Origin of the sequence: Paenibacillus puldeungensis, assembly GCF_042678945.1 — a bacterium.
Taxonomy (GTDB): domain Bacteria; phylum Bacillota; class Bacilli; order Paenibacillales; family Paenibacillaceae; genus Fontibacillus; species Fontibacillus puldeungensis.
Genome location: NZ_JBHTLM010000024.1, coordinates 47,252 through 72,986 on the forward strand (window position 1 = coordinate 47,252; position 25,735 = coordinate 72,986).

General features: G+C 47.2%; 23 protein-coding genes and 1 rRNA gene. 16 read left to right on the plus strand and 8 right to left on the minus strand.

The genetic code is table 11. The features are described from left to right. Positions 1-3 precede the first annotated feature (3 nt). The gene (locus tag ACFQ3W_RS22620; protein ID WP_379321504.1) at positions 4-1,299 is read right to left on the minus strand and encodes a 6-phospho-beta-glucosidase; all 1,296 of its coding nucleotides are present in this window, start codon (positions 1,297-1,299) and stop codon (positions 4-6) included. A gap of 249 nt (positions 1,300-1,548) precedes the next feature. Here ACFQ3W_RS22620 and ACFQ3W_RS22625 point away from each other — a divergent pair, with 249 nt between their 5' ends. The 11 genes from ACFQ3W_RS22625 (at position 1,549) to ACFQ3W_RS22675 (ending at position 13,576) form a co-directional block, all read left to right on the plus strand. Continuing rightward, positions 1,549-2,412: a MurR/RpiR family transcriptional regulator gene (locus ACFQ3W_RS22625; protein WP_379321505.1), complete on the plus strand. Its 864-nt coding sequence runs from the start codon at positions 1,549-1,551 to the stop codon at positions 2,410-2,412. A gap of 210 nt (positions 2,413-2,622) precedes the next feature. After that, on the plus strand, positions 2,623-3,537 hold the full coding sequence (murQ, locus tag ACFQ3W_RS22630; protein WP_379321506.1) for an N-acetylmuramic acid 6-phosphate etherase: 915 nt from the start codon (positions 2,623-2,625) through the stop codon (positions 3,535-3,537). A gap of 30 nt (positions 3,538-3,567) precedes the next feature. Next, entirely contained in the window at positions 3,568-5,010 is a 1,443-nt protein-coding gene (locus tag ACFQ3W_RS22635; RefSeq protein WP_379321507.1) for an ABC transporter substrate-binding protein, read from the plus strand. A gap of 95 nt (positions 5,011-5,105) precedes the next feature. After that, on the plus strand, positions 5,106-6,023 hold the full coding sequence (locus ACFQ3W_RS22640; RefSeq protein WP_379321508.1) for a carbohydrate ABC transporter permease: 918 nt from the start codon (positions 5,106-5,108) through the stop codon (positions 6,021-6,023). 21 nt (positions 6,024-6,044) lie between these two features. After that, complete coding sequence (locus ACFQ3W_RS22645) at positions 6,045-6,905, plus strand: carbohydrate ABC transporter permease (protein WP_379321509.1); 861 nt, start codon at positions 6,045-6,047, stop codon at positions 6,903-6,905. Further along, positions 6,905-8,113, plus strand: a complete 1,209-nt coding sequence (locus tag ACFQ3W_RS22650) for an anhydro-N-acetylmuramic acid kinase (RefSeq protein ID WP_379321510.1) — start codon at positions 6,905-6,907, stop codon at positions 8,111-8,113. Before ACFQ3W_RS22645 ends, ACFQ3W_RS22650 begins: the two co-directional genes overlap by 1 nt. Positions 8,114-8,167: 54 nt before the next feature. Beyond that, positions 8,168-9,133, plus strand: a complete 966-nt coding sequence (locus ACFQ3W_RS22655) for a GNAT family N-acetyltransferase (protein ID WP_379321511.1) — start codon at positions 8,168-8,170, stop codon at positions 9,131-9,133. Positions 9,134-9,136: 3 nt separating this feature from the next. After that, a complete protein-coding gene (locus ACFQ3W_RS22660) occupies positions 9,137-9,841 on the plus strand; it encodes a PIG-L deacetylase family protein (RefSeq protein WP_379321526.1) in 705 nt (234 codons plus the stop codon). 36 nt (positions 9,842-9,877) lie between these two features. Continuing rightward, the gene (locus tag ACFQ3W_RS22665) at positions 9,878-11,035 is read left to right on the plus strand and encodes an exo-beta-N-acetylmuramidase NamZ family protein (protein ID WP_379321512.1); all 1,158 of its coding nucleotides are present in this window, start codon (positions 9,878-9,880) and stop codon (positions 11,033-11,035) included. Then, positions 11,032-12,597, plus strand: a complete 1,566-nt coding sequence (gene nagZ, locus ACFQ3W_RS22670) for a beta-N-acetylhexosaminidase (RefSeq protein WP_379321513.1) — start codon at positions 11,032-11,034, stop codon at positions 12,595-12,597. The genes ACFQ3W_RS22665 and nagZ overlap by 4 nt, the downstream gene beginning before the upstream one ends. 61 nt (positions 12,598-12,658) lie before the next feature. Next, positions 12,659-13,576, plus strand: a complete 918-nt coding sequence (locus ACFQ3W_RS22675; protein ID WP_379321514.1) for an N-acetylglucosamine kinase — start codon at positions 12,659-12,661, stop codon at positions 13,574-13,576. 77 nt (positions 13,577-13,653) lie between these two features. Here the strand turns inward: ACFQ3W_RS22675 and ACFQ3W_RS22680 are convergent, their stop codons facing one another. Together ACFQ3W_RS22680 and ACFQ3W_RS22685 are read right to left on the minus strand one after the other, a co-directional pair. Next, complete coding sequence (locus tag ACFQ3W_RS22680) at positions 13,654-14,508, minus strand: DUF4405 domain-containing protein (protein WP_379321515.1); 855 nt, start codon at positions 14,506-14,508, stop codon at positions 13,654-13,656. 122 nt (positions 14,509-14,630) lie between these two features. Further along, on the minus strand, positions 14,631-15,566 hold the full coding sequence (locus ACFQ3W_RS22685; RefSeq protein ID WP_379321516.1) for a serine hydrolase domain-containing protein: 936 nt from the start codon (positions 15,564-15,566) through the stop codon (positions 14,631-14,633). A 385-nt stretch (positions 15,567-15,951) separates the two neighbouring features. Between ACFQ3W_RS22685 and ACFQ3W_RS22690 the strand changes: the two genes are divergently transcribed. Continuing rightward, entirely contained in the window at positions 15,952-16,614 is a 663-nt protein-coding gene (locus ACFQ3W_RS22690) for a VOC family protein (protein ID WP_379321517.1), read from the plus strand. Between the two features lie 68 nt (positions 16,615-16,682). Here ACFQ3W_RS22690 and ACFQ3W_RS22695 read toward each other — a convergent pair whose 3' ends face one another. From ACFQ3W_RS22695 to ACFQ3W_RS22705, 3 genes are all read right to left on the minus strand, one after another. After that, complete coding sequence (locus tag ACFQ3W_RS22695) at positions 16,683-17,102, minus strand: DUF2871 domain-containing protein (protein ID WP_379321518.1); 420 nt, start codon at positions 17,100-17,102, stop codon at positions 16,683-16,685. A gap of 186 nt (positions 17,103-17,288) precedes the next feature. Beyond that, entirely contained in the window at positions 17,289-18,587 is a 1,299-nt protein-coding gene (locus ACFQ3W_RS22700; protein WP_379321527.1) for a (Fe-S)-binding protein, read from the minus strand. A gap of 41 nt (positions 18,588-18,628) precedes the next feature. Next, entirely contained in the window at positions 18,629-20,041 is a 1,413-nt protein-coding gene (locus ACFQ3W_RS22705) for an FAD-binding oxidoreductase (RefSeq protein ID WP_379321519.1), read from the minus strand. 155 nt (positions 20,042-20,196) lie between these two features. Between ACFQ3W_RS22705 and ACFQ3W_RS22710 the strand changes: the two genes are divergently transcribed. Beyond that, on the plus strand, positions 20,197-20,892 hold the full coding sequence (locus tag ACFQ3W_RS22710; RefSeq protein WP_379321520.1) for a FadR/GntR family transcriptional regulator: 696 nt from the start codon (positions 20,197-20,199) through the stop codon (positions 20,890-20,892). Positions 20,893-20,947: 55 nt separating this feature from the next. On the opposite strand, the gene ACFQ3W_RS22715 is transcribed toward ACFQ3W_RS22710, so the two are convergent. Continuing rightward, entirely contained in the window at positions 20,948-22,066 is a 1,119-nt protein-coding gene (locus ACFQ3W_RS22715) for a DNA alkylation repair protein (protein WP_379321521.1), read from the minus strand. A 139-nt stretch (positions 22,067-22,205) separates the two neighbouring features. Between ACFQ3W_RS22715 and ybaK the strand changes: the two genes are divergently transcribed. Beyond that, positions 22,206-22,691, plus strand: coding sequence for a Cys-tRNA(Pro) deacylase (ybaK, locus tag ACFQ3W_RS22720; RefSeq protein WP_379321522.1), 486 nt, complete (start codon positions 22,206-22,208; stop codon positions 22,689-22,691). A 223-nt stretch (positions 22,692-22,914) separates the two neighbouring features. Here the strand turns inward: ybaK and ACFQ3W_RS22725 are convergent, their stop codons facing one another. Further along, a complete protein-coding gene (locus ACFQ3W_RS22725) occupies positions 22,915-23,688 on the minus strand; it encodes an alpha/beta hydrolase (protein ID WP_379321523.1) in 774 nt (257 codons plus the stop codon). A gap of 189 nt (positions 23,689-23,877) precedes the next feature. Here ACFQ3W_RS22725 and ric point away from each other — a divergent pair, with 189 nt between their 5' ends. Next, entirely contained in the window at positions 23,878-24,609 is a 732-nt protein-coding gene (gene ric, locus ACFQ3W_RS22730; protein WP_379321524.1) for an iron-sulfur cluster repair di-iron protein, read from the plus strand. A 1,004-nt stretch (positions 24,610-25,613) separates the two neighbouring features. Further along, positions 25,614-25,735, plus strand: a 16S ribosomal RNA gene (locus tag ACFQ3W_RS22735); the annotation flags it as partial.

The window sequence follows — 25,735 nt, forward strand, 5'->3', positions numbered from 1 at the left end:
TTGTTATACGTTTTCCGGGAAAAATTGTGGAAGATGGTCTTTATGTGCTTGTTTAAGCTCCTCGAAGCATGCCTTGGCTATGTTATAGTCCCCAACGAGAGGGTTCATCAGTAGTGCACGCATGGCGGCGTCTTCACTTCCGGTTACAGCAGCCTCAACGGTTTCACGTTCATAAGCTTTTACCATACGCATGTAATCGATAATATGACGGTTGTGGAAGTTACTTACTTTAATAGGTTTAGCACCATCCTTACCAACGACCGCGCACACTTCGACGGCATCGTTGTATTCCATGAAGTCAAGCGCGCCATGATTCAGCAAGTTCACCACATGTACTTCTTGCTTGTCGTTATAGATTGCGTCCACGAGGCTGATGGCCACTTCTGAATAATTTGCTCCGCCACGCGAGGACAGCAGCTCCGGTTTCGTATGCAGCTCGGAATCGGAATAGATCTTCAGTAATTCCTCTTCGATTTGCATGCATTTTTCGCCCCGGGTCAGTTCGCTCTCTTTCAAGATCTTAAGTTTCTTCTCTTTGAAATAGTAATACTCGAGATAAGAAGATGGTATGGCGCCGACCATTTGGATTAGCTCTTTGCTGAAACCGCTGGAAGGAATGTTCTTCATTGCTTCGCTGTTTAGACCCATTTCCAGGGCGGTTTTCAAATAATCTTTGCCGTCCTGCTCAATCGCCGTAATCCAGCTCAAATGGTTTAATCCAAGATAAGTGATGTTCGGTCGTTCCAGGCCCAGTGTTTCCCGAATGCTCTTGAACATGTTGAACGGTACGTTGCAGAGGCCGAGCATCTTTATGTCGCTGTGGTTCAGAAGGGCTTCAGTCATGATACCGGCGGGGTTGGAGAAATTTATTAACCAGGCATCTGGGCAAAGCTCTTTCATCCGTTCAGTAATGTGCAGCATGACCGGAATCGTACGCATCGCCTTAAAGAAGCCGCCGATTCCGCAAGTTTCTTGACCGATCAGGTTATACTTCAGCGGAATTTTCTCATCCAATACGCGGGCCGGCAGCTTGCCTACCCGGATTTGACCTAAAACGAAGTCGGCATCCTTCAGTGCTTCGTCCAGATCCTGGGTCATCACAACGCGGCATGGAAGATTTTCAGCTTGGATCATCCGTTCACACAGCTTGCCAACGATTTGCTGCTTGCGTTCATCGATATCCATCAGGACTAATTCGGTAATCGGCAGAACATCCTTACGTTTGATGATGCCTTCAATAAGCTCTGGCGTATAGGTGCTGCCTGATCCAATAATGGTGATTTTAAACTTGCTTTTCAAATTACCCACCCCTTGGTTTATGACGTAAATTTGTGATTTAAAGCTGGCATCATTATAGCATGCTATGTTATAATTCGACAATAATAACCGAAAATAAATTCAATAATGATAGATAAGCTTTGAAATAATATTTTAAACAATAGTTTGCCGATTTCCAAATTTTAATATAATTCAGCTTGTTTTTTATGTTAATAACGCTTAAGATAAGTGCAAGTCGACAATAAATAACATGGTAAGTAGGGAATTTAAATGGCGATTAATGACAATATCTTTATTAAAATTCGGGATATGAAGGAGAATCTGACCCCGGTAGAAAGAATGGTTGCGGAAACCATTTTATCCAATACGGAAGAGATTCCTCATCTCTCGATCAAAAGCTTGGCCAAGCTCAGCAAAACCAGCGATGCCTCTGTTTTACGTTTCTGTAAGACGATGGGGTATAGTGGGTATCGCAACTTTATCGTGAGCATTTCAGCGGCACTCGGATCGATGGATGATGAACGTAAGGATCAGTATACAGATATCCAACCCGGTGACGATTTGTCTACGATCATTGCCAATATTTCTCGAAACAACTGCAAATCTATTGAAGATACGTTAAGCGTTATTGACCCGGAAGAGGTTGCCCGTGCCGTAAAAACGCTTCGTGCGACTGACAGGATCATTTTCTTTGGGATCGGCGCTTCAGGTATCGTATGTGATGATGCGGAGCAGAAGTTTTCCCGTATTAACAAGATGTGTCATGCGTATACCGATGGACACAGCATGCTGACAGCGGCTACATTGCTTAGTAAAGGTAACGTAGCCATCTTTGTCTCCAATTCCGGAGATACGCTAGAAATTTTAGAGGCCCTAGAGATTGCGAGAAAGAATAACGCCTGCACCATAGCGATTACCAAGTACAACAAAAGTGAGCTTGCGGATAAAGCTGATATCTTGCTTGGCATTTCTACGCCTGAGGTTACGATGCGCAGTGGTGCAATGGGATCAAGAATTGCCATGCTCACTGTGATTGACATCTTATTTGCAGGGGTAGCTAGCGCAGAATATCAGAATGTGAAGAAATATTTGTCTAAAACGCACAATATTTTAGCCGGTAAACATCGGAGATAGAGTTGGATTTGCTCGTTTAAAAAGACATTTGGCCGAAAATGGCCAATGTCTTTTTTTTCTGACATGTGGTGTAAAAAAACAAAAATATATTACATCATAAAATTTTATTTCAAAAACTATTGACGATGTCATGTATGCTGACTTAATATAAGACTCAAGAAACAGGTTTTAAAGATATGAAGACCACCCAGTGAGGAGAATGAATCAGCCATGGAAGACTATTTTGCAGGACTGACAACGGAGGGAATAAATCAGAACACGTTAATGATTGACGAGTGCACCACAGAGCAGATGCTGCATTTGCTGAACCAAGAGGATGCCAAGGTTCCTGCCTCCGTAGCTGCGGAAATTCCCCAGATCATGAAGGCGGTGGACATTCTACATCATTTGCTAAAAAATGGTGGAAGAATGTTTTATATAGGAGCAGGTACTTCTGGAAGATTGGGAGTACTCGATGCTTCAGAATGTCCGCCCACCTTCGGCGTTGACCCGACGCTTGTTCAAGGCCACATTGCCGGAGGAGACATTGCTTTAAGGGTAGCCGTGGAGGGTTATGAAGACAGTGCAGAGGAGGGGATAGCATTAATTGAAAGAATCGGCGTGACAAGCAAAGACGCAGTGATCGGAATCTCTGCGAGTGGCAGTGCCAGCTTTGTAATCGCCGGTTTGCAAAAAGCAGCTGAATTGGGGGCCACCACCATCGGCATCGTAAACAACAGAAATTCCAAGTTGGAGGACTGCTGCGATATTTGTATCGCTCCTGTCGTTGGCCCGGAAGTGATTATGGGTTCGACGCGTTTGAAAGCGGGTACAGCGCAGAAGTTGGTCCTCAACATGCTTACGACCTGTACGATGGTGAAACTGGGCAAGACGTACAACAATTTAATGGTGGACTTAAAGGCTAGCAACAAGAAATTATATGACCGGTCCATACGAATTATCAAAATAGCAACTGGTGTAGACAACGACGTGGCGGCCGAACATCTCGAGAAGGCATCGATGAATTGCAAACTGGCCATTCTGATGATCAAAACCGGAATGGATGCAGAGCAAGCCGAGCAAGTGCTGGATGAATGCGAAGGCAACCTGAAGTTAGCCATTCGCTCTCAAAATGAATTAGTTTAGCACGTATATCCCAGGGGGAGGACTTTTCTAATGACGAGAAAAATGCATGTACTGGCGTCTGTACTGGCTTTAGCAATGTCTTTATCGACATTGACTGCGTGTGGAAGCAACTCAAATGACGGAAATGCGGCAGGCTCAAACAAAGCGGGTAATGCCGCGGGCAAGGAAGCGAAAGATACGATTACTGCCCTGCTTCCACCGGTATCTGGCAATTTCCAAAGCAACTTTGCGCAAATGGAAAAAGATTTCAGTGCTCTTTATCCAAATTTGACCTTGAAAATCGAACCTGCCAGCTGGGAAGACATGACGCAAAAGCTCGATACTCAGGTTAATGCTGGCAGCCCGCCAGATATTGCATTTATCGGCTCCGATGGCATTTCCAAATACGTTCAACAAGAAATGCTAATGGACATTAAAGATGTAGCTACACCGGAAATGATCTCTGATTTTGATACAGCTCCACTTGAATATATGAAGAACGGCGAAGGCCTATATGGCTTCCCGGCATATATGGAAATTCATGCTCTTGGCGGAAACAAGCAATACCTCGAAGAAGCCGGCATTGACTATAAGAAAGTACAGAAAGACGGTTGGACCTTCGATGAATTCCGTGAGGCGATCAAAAAGGGTGTCGTTAAAGAAGGCGATAAGACGAAACGCTACGGATTCGTATTTGCAACAGCAGGGGTAACGGCCAAAGATTATTTGAATATTTTGATCAAAAATGCGGGCATGCCTGCTTCATTTACGAAAGATCTGAAGTATGCTTACACCAGTAAGAACTTTTTGGAAGTGTTGAAGGATATCAGAGCTCTGATCGACGATGGCTCGATGCCGAAGGAACTCAGCTCTGTAGATGCAGGCAAGCGTTGGAACATGTTCCTGACCGGGCAAACGATGATTACCGGTAAAGGCTTGGCAACGTTTGAAAACTCGGCTAAACAGAACAATGAAAAGCTGAAGGCTAATGACGGCAGTGCTGTAGCAGGCAGTATTCCAGTTGACTACATCGTGTTGCCGGTACCTACTTTCCTCGGCCAACAACCGGTGTCCAGTGCGGCTGTTGACGGGTATGTAACATTCCGCGGACAAAAGGATCCTACACCTGAACATAAAGCTAACGTAGTGAAAGCCGCATATTTCCTGGCCAGTGGTAAAGTAGCCGCAACGACGAACAACGATCTCTTTGTTGCACAAATTACAAAGAGTGCTAAAGAAGCTGCCAAGAGTATGACAGTTGATAGAAACCCGGATAACGTAGCTGCAGTAGATGTGCTGCTGTCCCATGCAAACCCAGCTCGTCCTGACATTCCGGTAGAACTCGGCGCGAAGGCAATCAAGATCGAGGATGCAGTAATTGTTCCTAAACTTCAGGCTCTATTGGCTAATGAAATCTCACCGGAAGAGATGTATGAAGCAGTCAAGAGCGAAGCGATCAATACGTTTGGCGAAGACGGCGTTGTGAAGGACTAATTCTAAAACTTTCGGATAGTCGTGTGAAACGATTTGATTCATGCGGCTATCCGAGCCATTCCGTGACACACTGAGAGAAAAGGAGTTCGGACATTATGGCCCAGTTGGCAAAAACTCAGTTAGCAAAGGCGCCAAAGCAGCGAAAGATGAAAGGAGACGGGGCTTGGGGTTATGCGTTTATCGCGGTAGCACTGGTTGTTTATGCGATGTTTACGGCATACCCAGTTGTCAGTGCCTTTATTATCAGTTTCCAAGAATATAAACCGCTGGGTTCCAGCTTCGTAGGCTTTGACAATTATGCCGAAACTTTTAAAAATTCTTTGTTTTGGCAGTCCATTAAAAATACGATCGTTTATACGCTATTAACAGTGCCTGTGTCACTTTTTATATCATTTGCTGTAGCTATTTTGATATCACCTCTTAGAAAAGGGCTGCAGACGGCGTTCAAGGCAGTTTACTATTTACCTGCTGTTGCTTCTGGCGTGGCATTGTCCGTGGTTTGGTTGTGGATCTTTGATCCGATGACCTCAGGGATCATGAACCAATTGCTCGCAGTATTCGGTATTCACAATCAGAACTGGTTAGGTTCCAGTGCAACGGCCATGTTCTCCCTCGTCTTAATGGCTTGGCTTTCAAGCCATGGTACAAGTATTATCATTTACCTGGCCGCCTTACTAGGCATTGACGGCAGCTACTACGAGGCTGCGGAACTGGACGGGGCTTCATTTCTGCAAAAATTGCGCTACATTGTTATGCCTTGCCTCAAACCGACAACCTTATTCTTGCTCGTAACCGGGGTGATTGGCTCCTTCCAAGTGTTCCAGAACGCTTACCTGATGACTGGTGGCGGTCCGGATAACGCGACGACGATGGTCGGGCTACTGATCTTTAACAACGCGTTTAAGTACTTCGAGTTCGGTCAGGCAGCAGCACAATCTTTGATCTTATCAGCGATTATTGCCGGGATTTCCTTGATCCAGTTCAAATTCCTAGGCAACGATGTTGAATACTAGAGCGGGGAGGAGGAGAAACCCATGGCGTTGTACAACAATTATAATGGCAATCCTAAAATCAGATATTTCCGTAACGGTATCATTATTCTAATACTATTACTCTTTGCAATTGCTACGCTGTTTCCAATTTATTTCATGATTGTTTCCTCTTTTGGTGACCCCGTTCAGGCTGGAGCAATGAGTTATACACTGTGGCCGACGAAGTTCACATTAGCTTCTTACAAATTTTTCTTTGCATACAGCGAATATTCATACCGTTGGCTACTCAACTCGCTGATTGTGGCAGCCAGTGTCATGGTGTTTAATGTTATATTTGCTACCTTAGCAGGTTATGCTTTCTCCAAAATTAAATTTAAAGGGAGATCCATCCTGTTCGCTGTACTTCTTTGCGCGATGATGATCCCTTATCAAGTAACCCAGGTTCCTCTTTACATCTTGATCGTCAATGTTTTTCATATTCAGAACACGTACGGTGCCTTGATTCTTCCCGGGCTAGTTACCGTCTATAATATCTTCTTGGCGAAGCAGTTTATGTCTTCAATTCCTACTGAAATTATTGAATGCGCTAAGGTGGAAGGCTGCAATCAGCTCCAGATCTTTGTTAAGATCATCATTCCGTTATCCAAAACGGTTATGGCGGTTATGGCCATCCTCACCTTTATGGACAGCTGGAATACGTTCTTCTGGCCATTCCTGGTAACCAACACGATGGATATGCAGACAATTCAAGTAGGTCTTAAGAACTTCCGGTTTGCCAATACGACGTATTTCTCGCCAATGATGGCTGGTGCAACGATATCTGCACTGCCTATGTTTATCCTGTTCTTTAGCTTGCAGAAGTACTTCCTGGAAGGCGTAACGGTTGGAGCGGTGAAGGGCTGATGCACGGTGGAGATTTCAATACAACAACTATCCATAGGCGTTATGCGGTCGGGTTAATGTCCGGCACGTCCGTCGATGGGATTGATGCAGCCGTAATCGAGTTAATCGGTGAGCCGGGCGGGAAGCCTGAGGTCCGGCTCATCGCTTTCGAGAACACTCCGTATCCGGCAATAGCCAGGGAAGAGATATTCGCTCTGTTTGATCCGAAGGTGGCAACGGTTGACCGGGTTGGCCGTTTAAATGTTTGGCTCGGTGAATTGTTTGCTAAAGCGGCTCTGTCCGTCATATCCAAAGCAGGACTAAGTCAAGCAGACATTGCCTTCATCGGTTCTCATGGACAGACCATATACCATGCACCGGATACGCAGACGGTAGAAGGGCTCAACTTGCATTATACAGTACAGCTTGGTGAAGGCGCTGTCATTGCGGCCAGAACGGGTATTACCTGTGTCACAGACTTTCGGGTGGCCGACATGGCGGCCGGCGGGCAAGGCGCCCCGCTCGTGCCATTTACAGAATATTTACTTTATAGGGAAGATAAACGAACCCTGCTGCTCCAAAACATCGGCGGAATCGGAAACATGACCGTGATTCCAGCCGGATGTGCGGCGGAGCAGGTTTTTGCATTTGATACGGGTCCCGGCAATATGCTGATCGACGGCGTGGTGGAACGCCTTACGGAAGGGACAAAGAAGATGGATGTCGGGGGAGAAATGGCGCGGCTGGGCAGTATCCACTTTGGTCTGTTGAAGCAATTACAGCAGGAGCCTTACTACAGCTTACCTCTTCCGAAGTCTACCGGCCGCGAAAGGTTTGGCTCTACTTACGTGGATAGATTGATGGAGTACCAGAATGAATATGACCTCTCAGCTTGTGACCTTGTTGCGACGACTACGATGCTTACAGCCTGGTCAATTGGGGATGCTTACCGGCGTTTTGTTAGAGTCCACAATCCGGCTGATCGAATCATTGTAGGAGGCGGGGGCGGCTACAATCCCGTTTTAATGGATTTTCTGAGACAGGAAATGGAGCCCATGGGCGTAGAGGTACTGACCCAGGAAGAAGTCGGGCAGAGCAGTGACGCTAAAGAAGCGATTGCCTTTGCTTTGCTAGCGGACTATACGCTCGCAAGGAAGCCGAATAATCTGCCCGGTGTCACAGGAGCGCAGAAGCCAGCCGTTATGGGGAAAGTCAGCTATAGCTGCTAGTCTTGCGTACTAAGAAGACTTGCTAAAATTCCGTATAAGTGGGGGTGTCATGGCATGCTCGTGACATGGGACAACAAATATGTGTCCGAAACGATAGATTTATGGAATCGATCCGCGGTGCAAGACGGGTATAAAGAACTGACGGAGCAGACGTTTACCGAAATCTTTTTATCAAGTCCATATTTTGACCTGAAGACGGCATTTGTTCTTATAGAGGAGGACCGGGTGAAGGGCTATGCGTGCGGGTGTACAGGGGATGATTTGCCCCTCGGTCTCGCCGCAGGGTACATCACCTGCATCGTGCTTGACCCGGAGGCTCAAACCGATGACCGTTATGCGCAGCTTCTTACGGCGCTCGAGCAGCGTTTTCAAAGCTTGGGTAAAAAGCAGACGGATTTTCTGTTTTTTAATCCGATGCTGCTGCCTTGGTACATCCCAGGTACACCTAAGCATGAGCATAACAATGCCCCCGGTGTACCGGTGGACAGCAAGCTACATGCTTTTTTGCTGCGTTCAGGCTATGTGGAAAGAGCCCAGGAGTGCGGAATGTATTTGCCACTCGGTAATTTTTCCATACCGGAGGACATCCGGATGAAGGAGCAAAAAGCAGCGCAGGAAGGTTATCGTGTTGGAATGTTTGACCCAGCTCGGCATACCGGGGTGGAGGAAATGCTGGACGGGTTAGATAATCCGCTATGGAGAAAGCAGGTACCTGAATATATAGCAAGCCGCACTCCGATCTTACTGGCGGATCATCAAGGAAAAGCTGCCGGATTTGCGGGCCCGGTGATACGCCAGGACAACGGCAGGGGATTTTTCATCGGCATTGGGGTGCATCCGGCGCATGAGGGACATGGTTTGGGAAGTCTCCTGTTTTTTAAATTGTGTGAGGCTTTTCGGGATGCCGGAACAGAATACATGTCGCTGTTTACGGGAAATACCAACCCCGCTATGCGTATTTATGAAAAGGCCGGCTTTAAAACGGTCAAACAATTTGCGATTATGAGAAGGGTGTTCTGAATGATGAGTGAACAGCGATTAACGATCTTGGCCATCGGAGGCCATGTGGGGGATATGGAGCTGACCGCCGGCGGTGTGCTGGCCAGTCATGCGCTCAAGGGAGATAAAATCGTCACACTAGCGCTAACAGCGGGGGAACGGGGCGTTCCTGCCGGACGGGATATGGCGGAGTATCGCGAGCAAAAAGTACGTGAAGCAGCCGCTTTTGCCGAAATGCTGGGCGGTGAGTCCATCGTCTTCGATATTCCCGATGGAGAGCTTGCAAATAATGAAGAAATGCGTTACCGGGTATGCGATGTCATTCGTAAAGTGCGCCCGAACGTCATAGTCACTCATTTCAAAAACAGTATGCACAAGGATCATATGACGACGCATCTGATCGTCAATGATGCGCGTTTTTTTGCCGGCCTCGGTTCATTCAAGCGGGAGCTGCCCGCCCATTTCGCCTCCAGACTGTACTATGCTGAGAACTGGGAGGATGCTGTTGATTACAAGCCTTACATCTATGTAGATTTCAATCAGGAAGCCTATGATCTCTGGGTAAAAGCGGTGTCCCAGCATTGGTTCGTTACTGGCAGTACTTCTTTCCCTTATCTGGAGTATTACAAGCATCTTTCCAGGGTACGGGGGATTGAGGCCCGTAAGGAGTACGCGGAAACGTTCACGATACCGGAAGAAACGATGCGCGTTCTAAAATCGGAATTGTAAAACTCATCAATCGATTCATCAAGGGAGGCAGCTGCTTTGATCCGAAACGGAATAGACCAAATTATGCAGAATGCTCAGTTGTTCAAAGGAAAACGGATCGGCCTGATTACGACCCCTACCGGTCTGACGTCCGACTTTGTCTCAACGATCCAGGTATTGCACGAACATTTTAATCTAGCGGCCATGTTTTCACCGGAGCATGGAGTGCGTGGTGATCAGGCGGCAGGTGCGCAAATTGAAACTTATGTGGACCCGGCAACCGGCGTTCCGGTCTATAGCCTGTACCGCAAAGACTCAAAACGCATAAGCCAAGAGATGCTGGATCAAGTAGATATGGTCGTATACGACATTCAGGACGTCGGAGTTCGCTATTATACCTTTATTTATACGATGCTGTACGCGCTGGAGGATTGCGCCAAAGCGGGAAAAGAATTTGTAATTCTTGACCGAATTAATCCGCTGGACGGTGTGACGGTGGAGGGCAATGTTCTGAAGCCCGGTTTTGAATCGTTTGTTGGCAATTATCCGCTCTGTGTCCGTTATGGCCTTACGGTCGGTGAGCTGGCGACGATGGTGAATGAGCAAAAAGGCTGGAACGCCAAGCTGCATGTCGTCCGCTGCGAAGGCTGGGAACGACATATGCAGTTTCCGGAAACCGGGAACACCTGGGTGCATCCATCTCTGAACATGCCGCGTTTTGAAACGGCGCTGCTGTATAGTGGCACATGTTTGTTCGAGGGTACTAACCTTTCCGAGGGACGCGGGACGACGTTTCCGTTCGAGATGATCGGGGCACCGTTTATTGATGGCGATAAGCTGGCCAAAGAAATGAACGAAAAAAAACTGCCCGGAGTTCGCTTCCGTCCGGTATATTTTCAGCCGACAACTTCAAAGTTTCAAGGAGAGCTGTGCAGTGGCGTGCAGCTGTATATTACGGATGTTCGCGTGCTTCGTCCGGTGGAAACCGGGATTACACTCTTGTATACGATTAAGCGCGGCTACGAGAAGTTCGCATATTTACCTCCGGTAAAGGAAAACTCACGGCCGTTTATCGATTTGCTATGCGGTGACAAGTTGTACCGTGAAGACAGCATCGCTTTGCCGGAAATGCTGGAGCAGTTTCGTGAGGAAAGTTTGACATTTGCGAAGCTCAAGCAGCAGTATCATCTTTATCATGAGGGAGATCGCAAATGAACAAGCTTTCACTGAGAGAGAAAATTGGCCAATTGATCGTCACCGGGTTTCCCGGACCGGAGATAACGGATGATTTGAATCGATTAATTACTGAATATAAAATCGGGAACATCATTTTGTTCTCGCATAATGTGCAAAGCGTAAACCAGCTCAGCCGTTTGTGCACGGAGCTTCAGGAGCGCATCACCGAGCAGACCGGACAACCGGCGTTAATCTCTATCGATCAGGAGGGGGGCCGTGTGACTCGCCTTCCAGATGAAGCGACCAATGTCCCTGGTGCGATGGCGATCGCGTCCACCGGGCGGCCGGAGAATGCGTATGCAGCGGGCCGCACTACGGCACGGGAGCTGCGTGAGCTCGGCATCAACTTCAATCTTGCGCCGGTACTCGACATTAACAACAATAAGCAAAATCCGGTCATTAATGTCCGCTCCTACGGCGATACTGCTGAAACTGTAGAGGAGTACGGCCTTCAGATGCTTCGGGGATTACAGGAGGGGGGCGTGCTGGCGTCTATCAAGCATTTTCCCGGCCACGGGGACACCGCCGTTGATTCTCACTTGGGTCTCCCTGTAATCGACAAATCACTGGAGCAGCTTGAGGAGCTGGAGCTTAAGCCTTTCCGGCGGGCGATCGAATGCGGAGCGGAATGTATCACTACTGCGCACATATTGTTCCCAACGGTCGAGAAGGAGCAAATTCCCGCAACGATGTCCAAAACGATTATTACCGACCTGCTGAAGCAGAAGCTTGGCTACTCTGGCCTCGTTATCTCTGATTGTTTGGAAATGGAAGCTATACAGAAGTTTTATGGCACGGCAAAGGGAGCGGTTGGAGCCATCAAGGCCGGCGTTCACATGGTGTTTGTCAGCCATACTCCTAAGCTTGTGATGGAAGCGGTGCATCAACTGGAGCAGGCTGTATTATCCGGAGAATTGCCGATGAAAATCGTGGATGAAGCGGTCGAAAAGGTGATGTATTATAAAAATAAATACGCCGGCGCAAGCCAAGTCGAACGAGACCTGTCTATTGTCGGTTGTGCCGCTCATCGCCGTGTGGCGGAAGAAATCAGCCTCGAAAGCATTTGCCATGTGCGCGGAGAGCTAAAACTTGTGGAGACGGGCGATCGCGGAACAATTTTCATTGGAAGCTATCCTTACCGTTCGGATATGGCCTCGAGCAGCGTCAATCACTCCTTTTCGTTCCCGGAGACGATGGGGCAGGCCTTCAACACGGCTCATCTGTTAATAGACATTAATCCGGCTGAGCACGAGATTCATGAAGTTGTTGAACAGGTCAAGAGCTATTCCCACATCGTGATAGGGTTATACAACGGACGCGAAAATCAAGGCCAACTGAAGCTGGTCCATAGGTTGAAGGAGCTTGGAGTTAACGTGACTGCGGTTGCGCTGGGGCGTCCGTATGATCTGGAATTGCTTGAGGACGATGTGTGCGGATTGGCCGCCTTTGAGTACACGCCACTGGCGGTGAAATCGATAATTTCGATCCTAAACGGTTCTGTTAAGCCTAGCGGCAAAATAAGCATTGCATTCGGTAATTAACACTCTGGCAGAAGAAAAAGACAGGTTCAGGCGAGCGACAAGAACAAGGACGTGAAAAAGCATGAGTAAGAGATATGTTGCCGGACTCGACGGAGGCGGAACAAAAACAGCCGTCATCGTTGCGGATGAGAGCGGAACAGTAGCACATTCCTTTACTTCTGGGGCCATCAATTTTAACGGCCAAAACGAAGACTCGATCCGGAGCAGCCTGCATGAGATGATGATAAAGATTGCCGAGGTATGCGGGGGATTGAATTACTGCGCGCAGATTTGCATCGGCGCGGCGGGTGTCAGCAACCCGGATGTATCGGGACGACTGGAGACGATCATCAGGGAAACCGGATATGCTGGCGGCCTAACCATTACCGGCGATCATGTGACGGCGCTCTTCGGGGCATTAGACAGTCCTTACGGAATGATTCTCATCGCCGGAACCGGCTCGATTTGCTACGGGCAGAACATAAATGGTCAAACGCATCGAACTGGCGGGTTCGGCTATCTCATCGATGATGAAGGCAGCGGCTACAGCATTGGACGTGACCTGCTGAGTGCCGTTGTTCGGGCAGAGGACGGACGAATCGCTCCTACAGCGATTACGGCCATGGTTTTTGAACAGCTTCAGGTTAACAGTGTGCAGGAAATCATCAAGTTTGTGTATGACAAGAACACCAACAAAAAGGATATTGCCGCACTTGCTCCAATCCTCTCACAGGCCTGTGAGTTAAGAGATGCAGCAGCTCTGGCAATTGTGCAGCATAGCGCACAGGCCTTAGTTGAGCTCGCGGTGCCTGTAGTCGAAAGACTAGCCTTACAGGAGGGTGAGCTCGCGATGGCGGGAAGCGTGCTGCTCCGCAATGTTTTAATACGAACTCATTTTGAGCAAATGCTTAAAAAGATATATCCTAAAATCACCTGCTGCCTTCCCCGGAAAGATGCCGCTAATGGTGCGGCGATGATCGCCTGGAGTCAGTTGAAGTGATAACAAAAATATGAGTAAAAAGCGCAAGTGTGGAGGAATTTTTCTCTTACACTTGCGCTTTTTTAGGACGATTTGCCTCAAGAGGCTATTGACACTCTCGTCCCTCTTTTTCTTCGGAGGAGCAGCCATTTATCTAAGTAGTAGGTAGCACCTGCAAACACAGCCATCACGCCAAAGTTTTCAAGCAGTACGTTTGCTGCACTTGCTGATGTATGGCCGCCGCGAGCCCCTTCTCCATGGAAATCGCCGCCTTGGAACTTCTCACCGCGTGGCTCCATTCCTTGTGGTTTGGACGGCTTTTGCCCAAACCCGGGCCGTGAACCTTCCTCGTGCCCCGCTTGTATGGAGGAACTGCTGAACATGCCTTCCACCATTTGCAGTTTGCTCAGAAATTGGGTGGTATAGATTTGATACCCGCCAAACAGCAATACGACAATTGCAGCACTAGTCCATATGACCTTGGAACGGACCTTGGACATGTTGAAATGAAGTCCCTTTTTCACAACATTTATGACCCATGACCAATGAAGGCCAATATGAATCCCAATCAACACTAGGGTAAAGTAGGATACCGCCATATGGGAAACCTTAAACCAGCGTTCGTTGCCAAATTGGAAATTAGGGAAAAGTACTCGGGATATGACGAATCCGCTGAACAGGATAAATATCATAGATAACAGCAGCAGGACATTTAGAGCATAGCCCAGTCTAGTTTTGCCTGGTAGGGACTTGTCAAACAGCCGCAGCGTTATTTTTTTGACGTAATTTACATTCAATAAAACGTGCGCCAGCACAGCAAAACCGATAGCAGTTCCGGCGATTTCGTGAAAAGTGAGCCCACCGAGTACCATTTTGTTGAACAGCAGAGCAAAGGTTGTCCCCATTAAGATGTCCAAGATCAGCTTCACATAAGGTAGTTTCTTCTTATTCATGATCCATCTCCCAATCGTAAGTAATGTGATTTATGTCCCTATTATCCATGGGGAGACTTAATCACGGCTGAGGAGAGGCTGAAAGTTTACTGAAGAGAAAAAACTGCAGTAAATCCACATCCTTATAGGATATATGGAATGATGAACTCACGAAAAACGTCTGACGGCGAACGATCCTTTTTACGCTTATCATCCGTAATAACAACGACCGTATCTAGGCTCGGGAGAATATATATAAACTGTCCACCATAACCGCGAGCGTAATAGAAGTCAAATGAGGCCGCAGATAGCTCGTCCGGGGCAAGATAGGTATCTGTCCACCAATGCCAAGCATAACAGCCTCGATTTGGTGCCTCCACATCAAGCATGGGCTGAACAGATCGCTTCAATAGTTCCTGGGAGATTAGCTGCTTGTTTTCCCAATTCCCTTGCTGTAAATAAAGAAGGCCGAATTTTAGCATGTCGGCGGGTCGCAGCCATAAGCCAAATCCCCCTGTATGAACGCCCTGCGGGTCCTGCTCCCATTTATAATCTTCGATACCCAGGGGGCCAAACAAATGAATCTCAGCAAACTTTGCCGTGCTCATCCCCGTACTTTGCATGAGGATGGCAGATAGCAGCTGGGAAGCTCCTGAGTTGTATTCCATCCTGTCACCGGGGCGGTCCGACATCGGTTGTTCCAGCACGAATTGAACCCAATCGGGGGATCTCGTCATTCGTGGAAAAGAATTGTGACCGCCAAACTCCGACCAGTTAAAGCCAGCTGACATCGTTAATAGATGAGCCAAAGTGATCTCCTGCTTGCGCGGGTCCTGATCTGAAGTAAGCTGGGGGTAGAACTCACTTAAGCTTGTTTCTGGCGCCGCTACTAATCCATGATCTATCCCTATGCAGATTAGCGCAGATAGAAAGCTTTTCGTACAGGAATTAATTTTTGCGATTTGGCCGGCGGATTGACGATTTCGATAGTGCTCAAATACAAGTTGACCGTTCCGGCTTATTAAGCAGCTTTTCAAATTTAACGTGTCAATAGCATTAGATAGTGCTGATAAGTTCATAAGGTCCTCACTTTAGTAAGATGTGCTTTTATTTTATGAAATTTAGGATAACCCAAACGAGGGCGAACATGCGCCAAGTCGCTTTTGATGAAGCTTTCATAAAGATATTGTAATATGCTTCTGGATTGGTTTACACCGCCAATTCCTTTTTTTAAGATATAAGATAGAATACGTTTCGAGCATCCGGGCTCGTCATACTCTTTTTCTGGCAACCTCGCACGCAGTAATGGTGTGAATTCAAGCATGTCACAAGCGTAACTAGAGGAAGAAGGGAAGGAGTAACTCAAAGGGGAATGGGAATGGAGCGAAAAAACTAGAAGAGGTTCTCGAAGTAGAACAGAAGAGGGACTATCGGTAGGTAAAAAGGGAAAGGAGCTTAAATCTGATGATATTTGAGCGAGTTACGTTATTGACAGGGAAACTGCCGGAAATGCGGCTTTTTTATACCGATACGCTGGGGTTTGAGCCAGTGGGAAGAGGAGACGACTATTTTACTATTCAAGCTGGCAATACTGCATTGACCTTTACATCGGCCAGCCAGGGTCAAGAGCCCAATTATCATTTTGCGTTTAACGTGCCTGAGAACAAATTTGTTGAGGCGAAGTCGTGGGCAGTCTCCAAAACACCTTTGATCCAAGAGGATGGGGATGACGAGGTCTATTTCACTTCTTGGAATGCCCACTCTGTTTACTTTGAAGATCCGTCCGGTAATATCGTAGAGCTGATTGCTAGACATAATTTGCCCTGCGCAACGGGGCATTCCTTCACTGTTCAGGACATAATAGGTGTCAGTGAAGTTGGCATCGTAGCTACTGAGGTCATTTCTATGGTCAACAAGCTACATGATTCGGGACTGCCTAATTGGAGAGAAATAGATGAGGATTTTAGCCCGGTGGGGGATGAGTACGGATTGATGATTGTCGTGCGGAAAGATCGGGAATGGTTTTTTTCTAACCATAAAAATGCCCATTTTTATCCAGTGGAAGTCACAGTAGCGGGCGGCAAAACGTATAAATTTTTGCAGCAGGATCAATTGCTCCAGGGTTGATTGTAAAAAATGGCGGGCGCAATCTCATTTGCGAACCGCCATTTTTTAATTATGTTAAACCATTTTGGCTAATCCTGATAAGCTGTTTTCTCCGGATTCATTTTTTGCCCCAGCATGACGAGCAGCCAGACGAAACCAATGCTGAGGATTCCGTGGCCGAGGCCGGCGATATCCGGCAGGAAGCTGATGTCGCCCCCGTTGATTTGCAGCATGCCTCGCGTCGCCATAGCTCCGATCGTAATCAGCAGGCCCAGATTATACACCAGGTACCATGCACCAAAGGATTTGATTTCGTGAAGTCCGAACTGCTTGCACAAAATAAGGGTAATTAAAAAGAACATAAATCCAAGTACCAGGAGGTGCGTATGAACATCGGCTAGCACGGTATTTCCCGTAAAGTGGTTTTGCTTGGTGATCTCTCGATAAAACAATCCAGACAATAAGCCCAAAATGGCATAGAAAAAAGCGGTGTAGTAAAGCTTCTTCATGTCCAATAGTCTCCTTTTCAATTTGGCATGAATTTCCTATCCTAATTATAGCATTGAAGTGGACATACAGTTTTGAACGAAATATTACAAATGATGCAAAAAAAGCCTCCGGCAGCCGTCTCGAAAGACGAACTACCAAAGGCTTACGAAGGGCTAAGCAAGGAGTATTTTGCTCGAACCAGCCACCTACAGTGCCCGATCCAGCAGGTCCATAATATGCACGGCTTCCATCTGCTCCTGTAGCCCGGCACGAACAATCCCTTGCTTCATTTGCAGCAGGCACCCGGGATTGGAGGTGACGATCATGCAGGTTTTTGTCTCTTTGACCTGTTCCATTTTCCCGTCCAGGATCTGCATCGACATATCAAAGTTCGTAAGATTGTATGTTCCGGCGGATCCGCAGCAGCTGTCGGGGTGCTTCATTTCAACCAGCTCAAGCCCGGGAATACTGCGAAGCAGCTGACGTGGCTGATTGCGTACGCCTTGGCCATGCGCAAGATGGCAAGAGTCCTGATAGGTTACCTTTACCGGCAGCGATTTGCTGAAGGTGAGTGGAGGGAGCTCTGCCAAAATCTCATTGGCATCACGGTTTTTTGCTACAAAACGCGCTGCTTGTTCTTCCCAAACTGGATCGCCGTGGAACCAGTGGTCGTACTCCTTTAAGGCTGCTCCACAGCCCCCGGCGTTGTTGACGATAAAGTCAACGTTAGCCCGTTCAAAGGCTTCAATATTCCGCTTTGCCAGCTCTTTGGCCCCGCTCATTTCCCCGGAATGCGCATGCATGGCCCCGCAGCATCCTTGATCTTCAACAAACACGACGTCGCAGCCAGCTTTCGTGAGCAGGCGAGCCGTAGCTTGGTTCGTTTCGTAGAACAAAATATCCATAATGCAGCCGGTAAACAGACCTACTGTCAAACGTTTTTGACCTTCTGCTTTCATGATATGCGGCCGTGTTTTCCGCTTTCTTGGAGAAGCTACCTTGTCTATCGACTTTTGCATCTCGGCCATCTCCCGGGGGAGAATCCGAATTAATCCTGTCCGATCTGCAAAAGATTGCAGTCCAAGCGCTTGTGCCGTCCAAAGTAAGGAGCCTAGCCGCTTCACTCGTTTCGGGTGAGGGAAAATATGCTTGAACACAAGATTTCGAATCCGAGAAGGCTTTTCTATCGTTTTCTTGTGGTCCTGCGCAACCTCACGGGCCGTTTCAAGTAAACCGCCATAAGGAACTCCCGCGGGGCAGGCGGTTTCGCAGGCACGGCAGCCGAGGCAGGCGTTCATATTTTTCTCAAACTCGTCATCGATCGGTAGTTGCCCATTTGCCACACCTTTCATTAAAGCGATGCGTCCTCTGGGACTAAATGTTTCAAGTCCAGTCTGCACGTAGGTAGGGCAGGTAGGCAGGCAAAAACCGCAGTGCATACAGTTCATAATTTCATCCATATCAAACTTCTGTAGTAAGCCATTCTCCGTTGTAAGCGATCCCATCGTGGCGCATGAAGGAGCGGGGGACGTTTTAAGGTCGGTACTCATCGTTTTACCACCAATCTCCGGCGCTCGGAACCGGCAAAAATTTTGCCCGGATTCATAATCCCGTTAGGGTCAAAGGCCTGCTTGATTCGTTTCATCAGCTCAATCCCGAACTCGCCTACCTTCAGATGTAAGTAATTCATTTTGGCGATGCCGACGCCATGTTCGCCGGTGATCGTGCCGCCAAGACGGATGGAGGCATGAAAAATTTCCTCGAATGCTTTTTCCACGCGCTCAATTTCCTCTTTATTTCGTTCGTCGGTCATACAGGTGGGATGAAGATTTCCATCACCCGCGTGGCCAAACGTACAGATTTGCAACCCGTATTTTTCAGCAACCCGTTCTACCTCGCTAACGATGTCGGCCAGGCGGGAACGGGGAACCGTAGCGTCTTCCATAATGGTGGTAGGCTTGAGTCGCGAAAGCGCGGATAGGGCGGCGCGTCTTGCGGTAAGCAGCTTGGCACCTTCTTCAAGGGTTTGTGCGACTTCAACTCGAGCTGCGCCTTGTTCTTTAGCAATCTCGGCAATTTTTTCAATGTCGCGTACAACTAGCTCCTCTGATCCGTCCTGCTCGATCAACAGCATTGACTTCATTTCAAGCGGCAATCCGAGCTTGGCATACTCATCGACGACTTTCATGGTGCCTTGATCCATAAACTCTACGGTAGCTGGAATGATCTTGGAGGAAATTACTTTTTCGACTGTTTTAGCGGCATCAACCAGGTTGTTGTAAAAAGCGACCAGTGTGCGTTTGGTTTCCGGCAAAGGCAGAAGCTTAAGCGTGATTTCCGTGATGACGGCGAGCGTGCCTTCGGAACCGACCAAGAGACGCGTCATGTCGTAGCCGGCTACATCTTTCATGTTTTTGCCCCCGCAGCGTAAAATCTCACCCGAGGGCAGCACATATTCGAGCCCCATAATGTAGTCCTTCGTGACACCATATTTCAGGCCGCGCATACCGCCAGCACCTTGTGACATATTGCCGCCAATCGTAGAAATCCTCATGCTCCCTGGATCGGGCGGATAAAACAACCCTAGCGCTTCCACGGCCTGATGCAGGTTTGCTGTAATGACACCGGGGCCAACTGTAGTGGTTAAATTTTGCACGTCGATTTCATGAATCTGATTGAATCGGTTCATATTCAGCACAATACCGCCTTGAATCGGAATAGTGCTCGCCGCAAGGTTTGTGCCAGAGCCTCGCGGAATGATCGGAATCCGATGTTCGTTGGCTATTTTAAGGACGGCCGATACCTCGCTTGTTGAACCAGGCATGATAACAGCGTCCGGAAACGATTGATACATGGGAGTGGCATCATAGGAGTATGCATAAAGTTCGTTAGGACTATCCAAAAACCACGGAGCGCCGACGACGGACACAAGCTGCTGTTTAATTTCCGGCGTGATCAACTTTCATTCCCTCCAATGCATGTTATAATAATTTTGTCAATTAAGCAGGTCATCAGATGAATTTGAGATAAACTCTATCACAATTTGTTCACATTGTATAGAGTGTTATATAGTATTTATTATAATTTTGTGCTGTATATAGAGAGGGAGCGCCGATGGATTTAGGCAAAAAAAACGTAGAGATCATTGCGGAGGAATTAGAGCGGATTATCATAAGTGGAGGCGTCAAGCCCGGCGAGAAGCTGGATACCATTGAAAATATGGCCAAACGGTTCAGGGTAGGCCGATCGACGGTACGCGAAGCGATCAGTCAACTGAAAGCCCGCGGCTTGATTGAAACGAAGCAGGGTGGGGGCACCTATGTCCGGACGCAAGCCCTCGAGTCGGTGGAAACCCGAAAAATAGCAAACCGTCAGGAATTGGTCCAGCTCCTTCAAGTTCGTAAAATACTTGAGATTGGCAGTATCGAGCTGGCTGCCGAGCATCGTACAGAAACTGATTTGGACGAGCTTTCAGATATTGTAAGGCATATGGAGGAGACGATTGGCAATGAGGAGATCAGCCAGGTCTATGATGTGAATTTCCATCTGGCGATTGCGAAAGCGTCGCAAAACCCGATGTTGCGGCAGATGATGGAAAGCATATCCGCCTTAATGATGCGCACAATTCGAGAGAGCCGGAGCCTATGGCTGTTCAGCGAGAAGGATTCGGCCCTGCGGCTGTTCCAGGAGCATCAGCAAATGCTGGAAGCGATCAAGGAACGGGATAGCCGGAGGGCCGGTGAGATCATGGGGATACATTTGACCAAAATCGGCAAATCGCTAATTGAGGATTCATCTGAGTTCAACTGATAATAGCTTTGGACAGGGAAGCCGGGTAAAATCGGCTTAAACGTTATGCCTATGGCTAGTTTTCAATAGACTGGGCATTTACCATCAGCAGTGTACGAGCTGCCTCGACTCCGTTCACCAGCAGCGTGATGCGGTGTTCGCCAGGGTAATGGCGGCGGGTCGTCAAATCGGCCCAGCTGTGTCGGCGAGACCCGGATAGCTTAGAACTGCCTGGCACGGTTTTGTCCGTAAGTAGAAACAGCTTGCGTGAGGCGCGTCCGTTGGCTTTTATAAAATCGATGCCGTATTCCATTCGAAGCCGCACCGGATCACCTTCGCGGACGGTGAGCTCATAGCGGATTTCACAGTCATCCCCAATGGTAACCTCGTGATCGTTTGCAGAAATGGCAGCGAAAGTTACCAGCGGGGTGTCCTCGCTTGTGGAGGAGTAGCCGAATAATGCTAATACTTCAGAACCTCCTTGTCGAATCAAACCGCGGCATCCGTGGCGGATAATCCAATCGGTATGAGGGTCATTTCCTTTCCAACGTCTTGCGATATCCAGGACCAGCTCAGCATGATCTTTGGCAATATCATTCAAGTTGTTTGCGACACTTTTTCGAACATATAGGGAAGGGTCCGCCTTAAGTTGTTCGAGTACCGTTAGAATTGGAGAAGGATCGCGTTTAAACATGGGCAGGGAGTGGCCCCAAGGGAGGCGCGGTCGACAGCCTTCGCTGGCCAAGCGCCTTACATGCTCATTAGTGTGCTGAGACCATTCCAGCATCTGCAGCATCATTCGCTCCGGATTACGCAGCAGGAAAGGACGCACGGCAAATTCGGCTGACGATTTTGGCGTAAACCGTTCTAGGGCCTCCATCGCCAGAGACCAATGCTCTTCATCGGTACCGAAGACTTCTACAAAGTCCGGAAAGAAAAGGTATGGGAACCCGACACAGGACTCGTCGATCGCATATAAGACAGCTAGTGCCTCATCAAAGGCGGCAGGAAGATGACGTCCAAGCGTAATCGTAATTTTTCGCATTCGGCCTTTTAGTTCAAGTTTTTCCCAAGTTTCGTCCATCGTTTCCCTCACAAACCGTTTCGTATCGAAATGGGGATACACGGAACGTACTTTGTCTCCGAAGCTGATTAAAAAAGCCTCGTTATACATATGTTTCATCGGTTCTGCCATGTTTTTTTCTCCGATCTTTATCCATTTGTAAGTGTTGGTGTTATTTTACTATTTATGATGGGATTTTTCATTACTTCGATTTACGAGAGATGCTTTATAATATATGTAGAATAAAAAAATGGACAGGAGATAGGAAGATATGTCTGAAGTCAAGACCAATGCCATGAGATTGCTCGATAAGTCTAAGACGCCGTACGGCATTTTGACATATGATTCGGAGGACGGACAGATTCACGGCACCGCTGTCGCGGAAAAGATCGGCAAGGCGCCCGAGCAGGTTTTTAAAACGCTGGTTGCCCATCATGGAAATTCCATTTTTGTGTTCGTCATTCCCGTTGCCGAGGAACTGGATTTGAAAAAAGCGGCTAGGGCGGCCGATGTCAAAAAAATTGAGATGCTGCCGCTGAAAGATCTCACGAAGCATACCGGCTACATCCGCGGAGGCTGTTCCCCCGTTGGCATGAAAAAGCTGTATCCGACCTTTATTGACAGCAGTGCTGAAGTACTGGACAAGATCATTGTCAGCGCCGGCAAAATCGGGCTGCAAATGGAGCTTTCACCGCAGCTGCTGGCGGAGCAAGTAAACGGTAGTTTCGCACAGCTCATCCGAAGCGATGACGAATAGTACCTTTTTTATATACATAGTCGATGCTCCCGCAGCATCAGCTTTTTTTGATGGATCGGGGCCAGATTATTTAATTAGCTAAATGGATTAAGTAAGGGAGGTCAAAGCGAGGTTCATTCACTTGTCGTATATGGCAAGTGAATGAACGCTGAAGCTTTGGCGGTGAGAGCATTCCAGCAGTTCTTTTTTTATATGGTAGAGCTGTTGAGGGGGCATCAAAATTTTATTGATGTTTTTGGTAGTATTTCTGCAGCACTCTGTTTAGCGACTGATCCCAGAAGTACCAATCATGGCCTCCATCCCAAGCTTCATAGGTGTAATCGAAAGACAGATGTTCCATTTCCTGACTAAAGGCTTCGTTTGCATCGTACAAGAAATCCTGTTTGCCGATGGACATGAATATTTGAGGTTTTTGTCTGTTTGAACTGGCCCTTTTGGCTAATTTCAGCAGTACATCTTCGTCGGTATATTCAAGATTTGGACCAAACACGGATCTCATGTGGGGATTTTCCATGTCTTCCGGCTTTTGAAGGCGAAGCAGGTTTAAATACTCGTCCATTTGAACCCCTGCGGTAGAGAATGCCGCACATAATCCGAATTGCTCGGGTCTGGACAAAGCACATTTCATTGCACTATAGGCACCTGAAGAATTACCCATAATCGCCACATCTTCTCGCCGATCTGAAATGTTAAACATTCCACCGATCAAATCGGGCAGCTCGTCAACGATGTAATTATAGAAGTTTCCCCGGTCCGGGATATTCCTACACCATGTATTTGCGATTTCAGGAACAACGAATACCACATTGTACTCGCAGGCATAAAGCGGAAGCCGGGTATACCGTACCCAATCCATACTGTTTCCCGTCGTTCCATGGAGCATGTAAATGACTTTGTAGGGCGGGTCTCCTTTTTTCGTTCCATCGGGTGTGATCACTTGAACCCACGTATTTAGTTGCATCGTTTCAGACCGCACACAGCCGTTATAATTGGCCATATTTTTCGCCTCCTTAATCACCATATTGATCCACTTTATTCCAACGGAATACTAGAAATGTCACATTGAACTGCATAAGGTCAAGCCATAACTTCGTTTTTCAAAATAACTTGATATAGATCAAGGTTGTCTGATTGAAACCTACATATAATAAGCCCATGAGCCAAACATCAAAGGAGGATTTAGATCATGGGAAGATTTACTTTCACAAGCGACCAAAAAGTCGGAGATATCGTGGCTAAATTTCCCGGTGCGGGAGAAATTTTCAAAGCATATCAAATTGATTTCTGCTGCGGGGGAGATAAGCCATTAATAGAAGCAATTATGAAGCAGGGACTTGATGAAACCGAGGTACTATCTAAGCTAAACGAGCATTTTGAAGTGGTACAAGGCCAATTTGCTGCGGTGGAAAAAAGCTGGGTTGACGCTCCGCTAGCGGAGCTCGTGGAATTCATCATCCATAGACATCACGGCTATCTGTACGAGAACTTACCGAAATTGAGCCAGCTTACAACAACGATCCTGAAGGTACATGGAGCCACCCATCCGGAGTTATCCAAAGTATATAAGCTGTTTCACACGATTAAAATGGAGCTGGATGAACACCTGATCAAAGAGGAAACGATTCAATATCCGGCGATTCGCGAGTATCTAGCTAGCGGCGCTGCAGCTGACCTGGATAAAGCGATTGCTGTTATTCAAGAATTAGAGGACGAGCACGCAGGGGCGGGGGATATCCTTAAGGAACTAAGAAAGGTAACTGGGGATTATGCAATTCCTGATGGCGTATGCGGCACTTTTGAGTTGACGTATACGAAGCTGAAGGAACTAGAGTCGGATTTATTTGAGCATATCCATTTGGAGAACAACATTTTGTTCCCAAGACTTTTTAATGTGAAGAAACAGTTCATTGAGAAATAAGTCCGATCTAAGAAGGAAAGAGGCGAGTTAATCCGGTGAAAATAGTAAAATACTAACTCTATGAAATAAGTTTGCATGCGAACTATTGTTTTTAATGGGGTGATTAGAGGTGGATCTGAATCATAGTCCAGGGTTTCTTATTAACCAATTAGCTCATTTAATGCAAGTAGAGCTGGATCAGCGCTTGGCCAAATATCAAGTTACTGCTTAACAGTGGGCGGTTTTAGCTCTTTTGTGGAAAACGGAAGGTTTATCACAGGATTGAGATTTAGCAGGCCTTTCATGTAGAGAAAACTGACGAAGCTCACACTCAATATTTTAGTGCTGCTCATTACCTCTTTTGGGATATTGATAGTGTCCATAGATTTGATCTATCTGATTAAGGAGGCGTCGGGCGGAGTTAACCTCATTCTGAAATCATATTATTCATTGCATCGGATTGAGAATATTGCGGCTGCCATAAACCTACTGCTGTTTTTGTTTTTAGTATAGTGATCGGGAGTAAGGGAGTCATGAATAGAAACGAAAAACGATAAAATGGATTTATTTTCTGGTAGAATTGATTTCGGCTCCCGTGTTATGATCTGAGTCCGGTCGTTTTTCGTAACCAAATACGAAAGGCTGGAAGAAATTACAACTTGAAGCAAGAAGCAAAATATGATATTATATAAATCCGGCCTTGAAACGAAGGGGCTGAAAGATAACTGGTTGAAATTACTTCTTGCAATGAACATTAGTTATATGATACATTCTAATTCCGGCTGATTTTTATCAGCAGGGAGGCAAGATAAAATGGTAAGAAATACTACTTGCCATGAAGCTTGCAAAATGATATGATATAAATCCTGCTGTTGAAGCGGGGCTAAGAAGTTGATCTTTGAAAACTGAACAACGAGTGAGTTTTAAATAGATTTGAATGAGATGAATTTCGAATCGAATGATTTCGAAATTTCATTCTCATCAGCACGAAATGAGCTAATCGCTCTAAGATAAAGCAACAAACTTTATTGGAGAGTTTGATCCTGGCTCAGGACGAACGCTGGCGGCGTGCCTAATACATGCAAGTCGAGCGGAGCTGATAGAGTGCTTGCACTCTAGATGCTTAGCGGCGGACGGGTGAGTAACA

Coding starts and splice junctions, on each gene's coding strand:
- ACFQ3W_RS22635 (WP_379321507.1), top strand. CDS start 3,568: ATGACGAGAAAAATGCATGTACTGGCGTCTGTACTGGCTTTAGCAATG.
- ACFQ3W_RS22645 (WP_379321509.1), top strand. CDS start 6,045: ATGGCGTTGTACAACAATTATAATGGCAATCCTAAAATCAGATATTTC.
- ACFQ3W_RS22675 (WP_379321514.1), top strand. CDS start 12,659: ATGAGTAAGAGATATGTTGCCGGACTCGACGGAGGCGGAACAAAAACA.
- ACFQ3W_RS22725 (WP_379321523.1), bottom strand. CDS start 23,688: ATGGCCAATTATAACGGCTGTGTGCGGTCTGAAACGATGCAACTAAAT.
- ACFQ3W_RS22685 (WP_379321516.1), bottom strand. CDS start 15,566: ATGAACTTATCAGCACTATCTAATGCTATTGACACGTTAAATTTGAAA.
- ACFQ3W_RS22660 (WP_379321526.1), top strand. CDS start 9,137: ATGAGTGAACAGCGATTAACGATCTTGGCCATCGGAGGCCATGTGGGG.
- nagZ (WP_379321513.1), top strand. CDS start 11,032: ATGAACAAGCTTTCACTGAGAGAGAAAATTGGCCAATTGATCGTCACC.
- ybaK (WP_379321522.1), top strand. CDS start 22,206: ATGTCTGAAGTCAAGACCAATGCCATGAGATTGCTCGATAAGTCTAAG.
- ACFQ3W_RS22655 (WP_379321511.1), top strand. CDS start 8,168: ATGCTCGTGACATGGGACAACAAATATGTGTCCGAAACGATAGATTTA.
- ACFQ3W_RS22715 (WP_379321521.1), bottom strand. CDS start 22,066: ATGGCAGAACCGATGAAACATATGTATAACGAGGCTTTTTTAATCAGC.
- ACFQ3W_RS22695 (WP_379321518.1), bottom strand. CDS start 17,102: ATGAAGAAGCTTTACTACACCGCTTTTTTCTATGCCATTTTGGGCTTA.
- ACFQ3W_RS22650 (WP_379321510.1), top strand. CDS start 6,905: ATGCACGGTGGAGATTTCAATACAACAACTATCCATAGGCGTTATGCG.
- ACFQ3W_RS22640 (WP_379321508.1), top strand. CDS start 5,106: ATGGCCCAGTTGGCAAAAACTCAGTTAGCAAAGGCGCCAAAGCAGCGA.
- murQ (WP_379321506.1), top strand. CDS start 2,623: ATGGAAGACTATTTTGCAGGACTGACAACGGAGGGAATAAATCAGAAC.
- ACFQ3W_RS22700 (WP_379321527.1), bottom strand. CDS start 18,587: ATGGGATCGCTTACAACGGAGAATGGCTTACTACAGAAGTTTGATATG.
- ACFQ3W_RS22680 (WP_379321515.1), bottom strand. CDS start 14,508: ATGAATAAGAAGAAACTACCTTATGTGAAGCTGATCTTGGACATCTTA.
- ACFQ3W_RS22710 (WP_379321520.1), top strand. CDS start 20,197: ATGGATTTAGGCAAAAAAAACGTAGAGATCATTGCGGAGGAATTAGAG.
- ACFQ3W_RS22625 (WP_379321505.1), top strand. CDS start 1,549: ATGGCGATTAATGACAATATCTTTATTAAAATTCGGGATATGAAGGAG.
- ACFQ3W_RS22690 (WP_379321517.1), top strand. CDS start 15,952: ATGATATTTGAGCGAGTTACGTTATTGACAGGGAAACTGCCGGAAATG.
- ric (WP_379321524.1), top strand. CDS start 23,878: ATGGGAAGATTTACTTTCACAAGCGACCAAAAAGTCGGAGATATCGTG.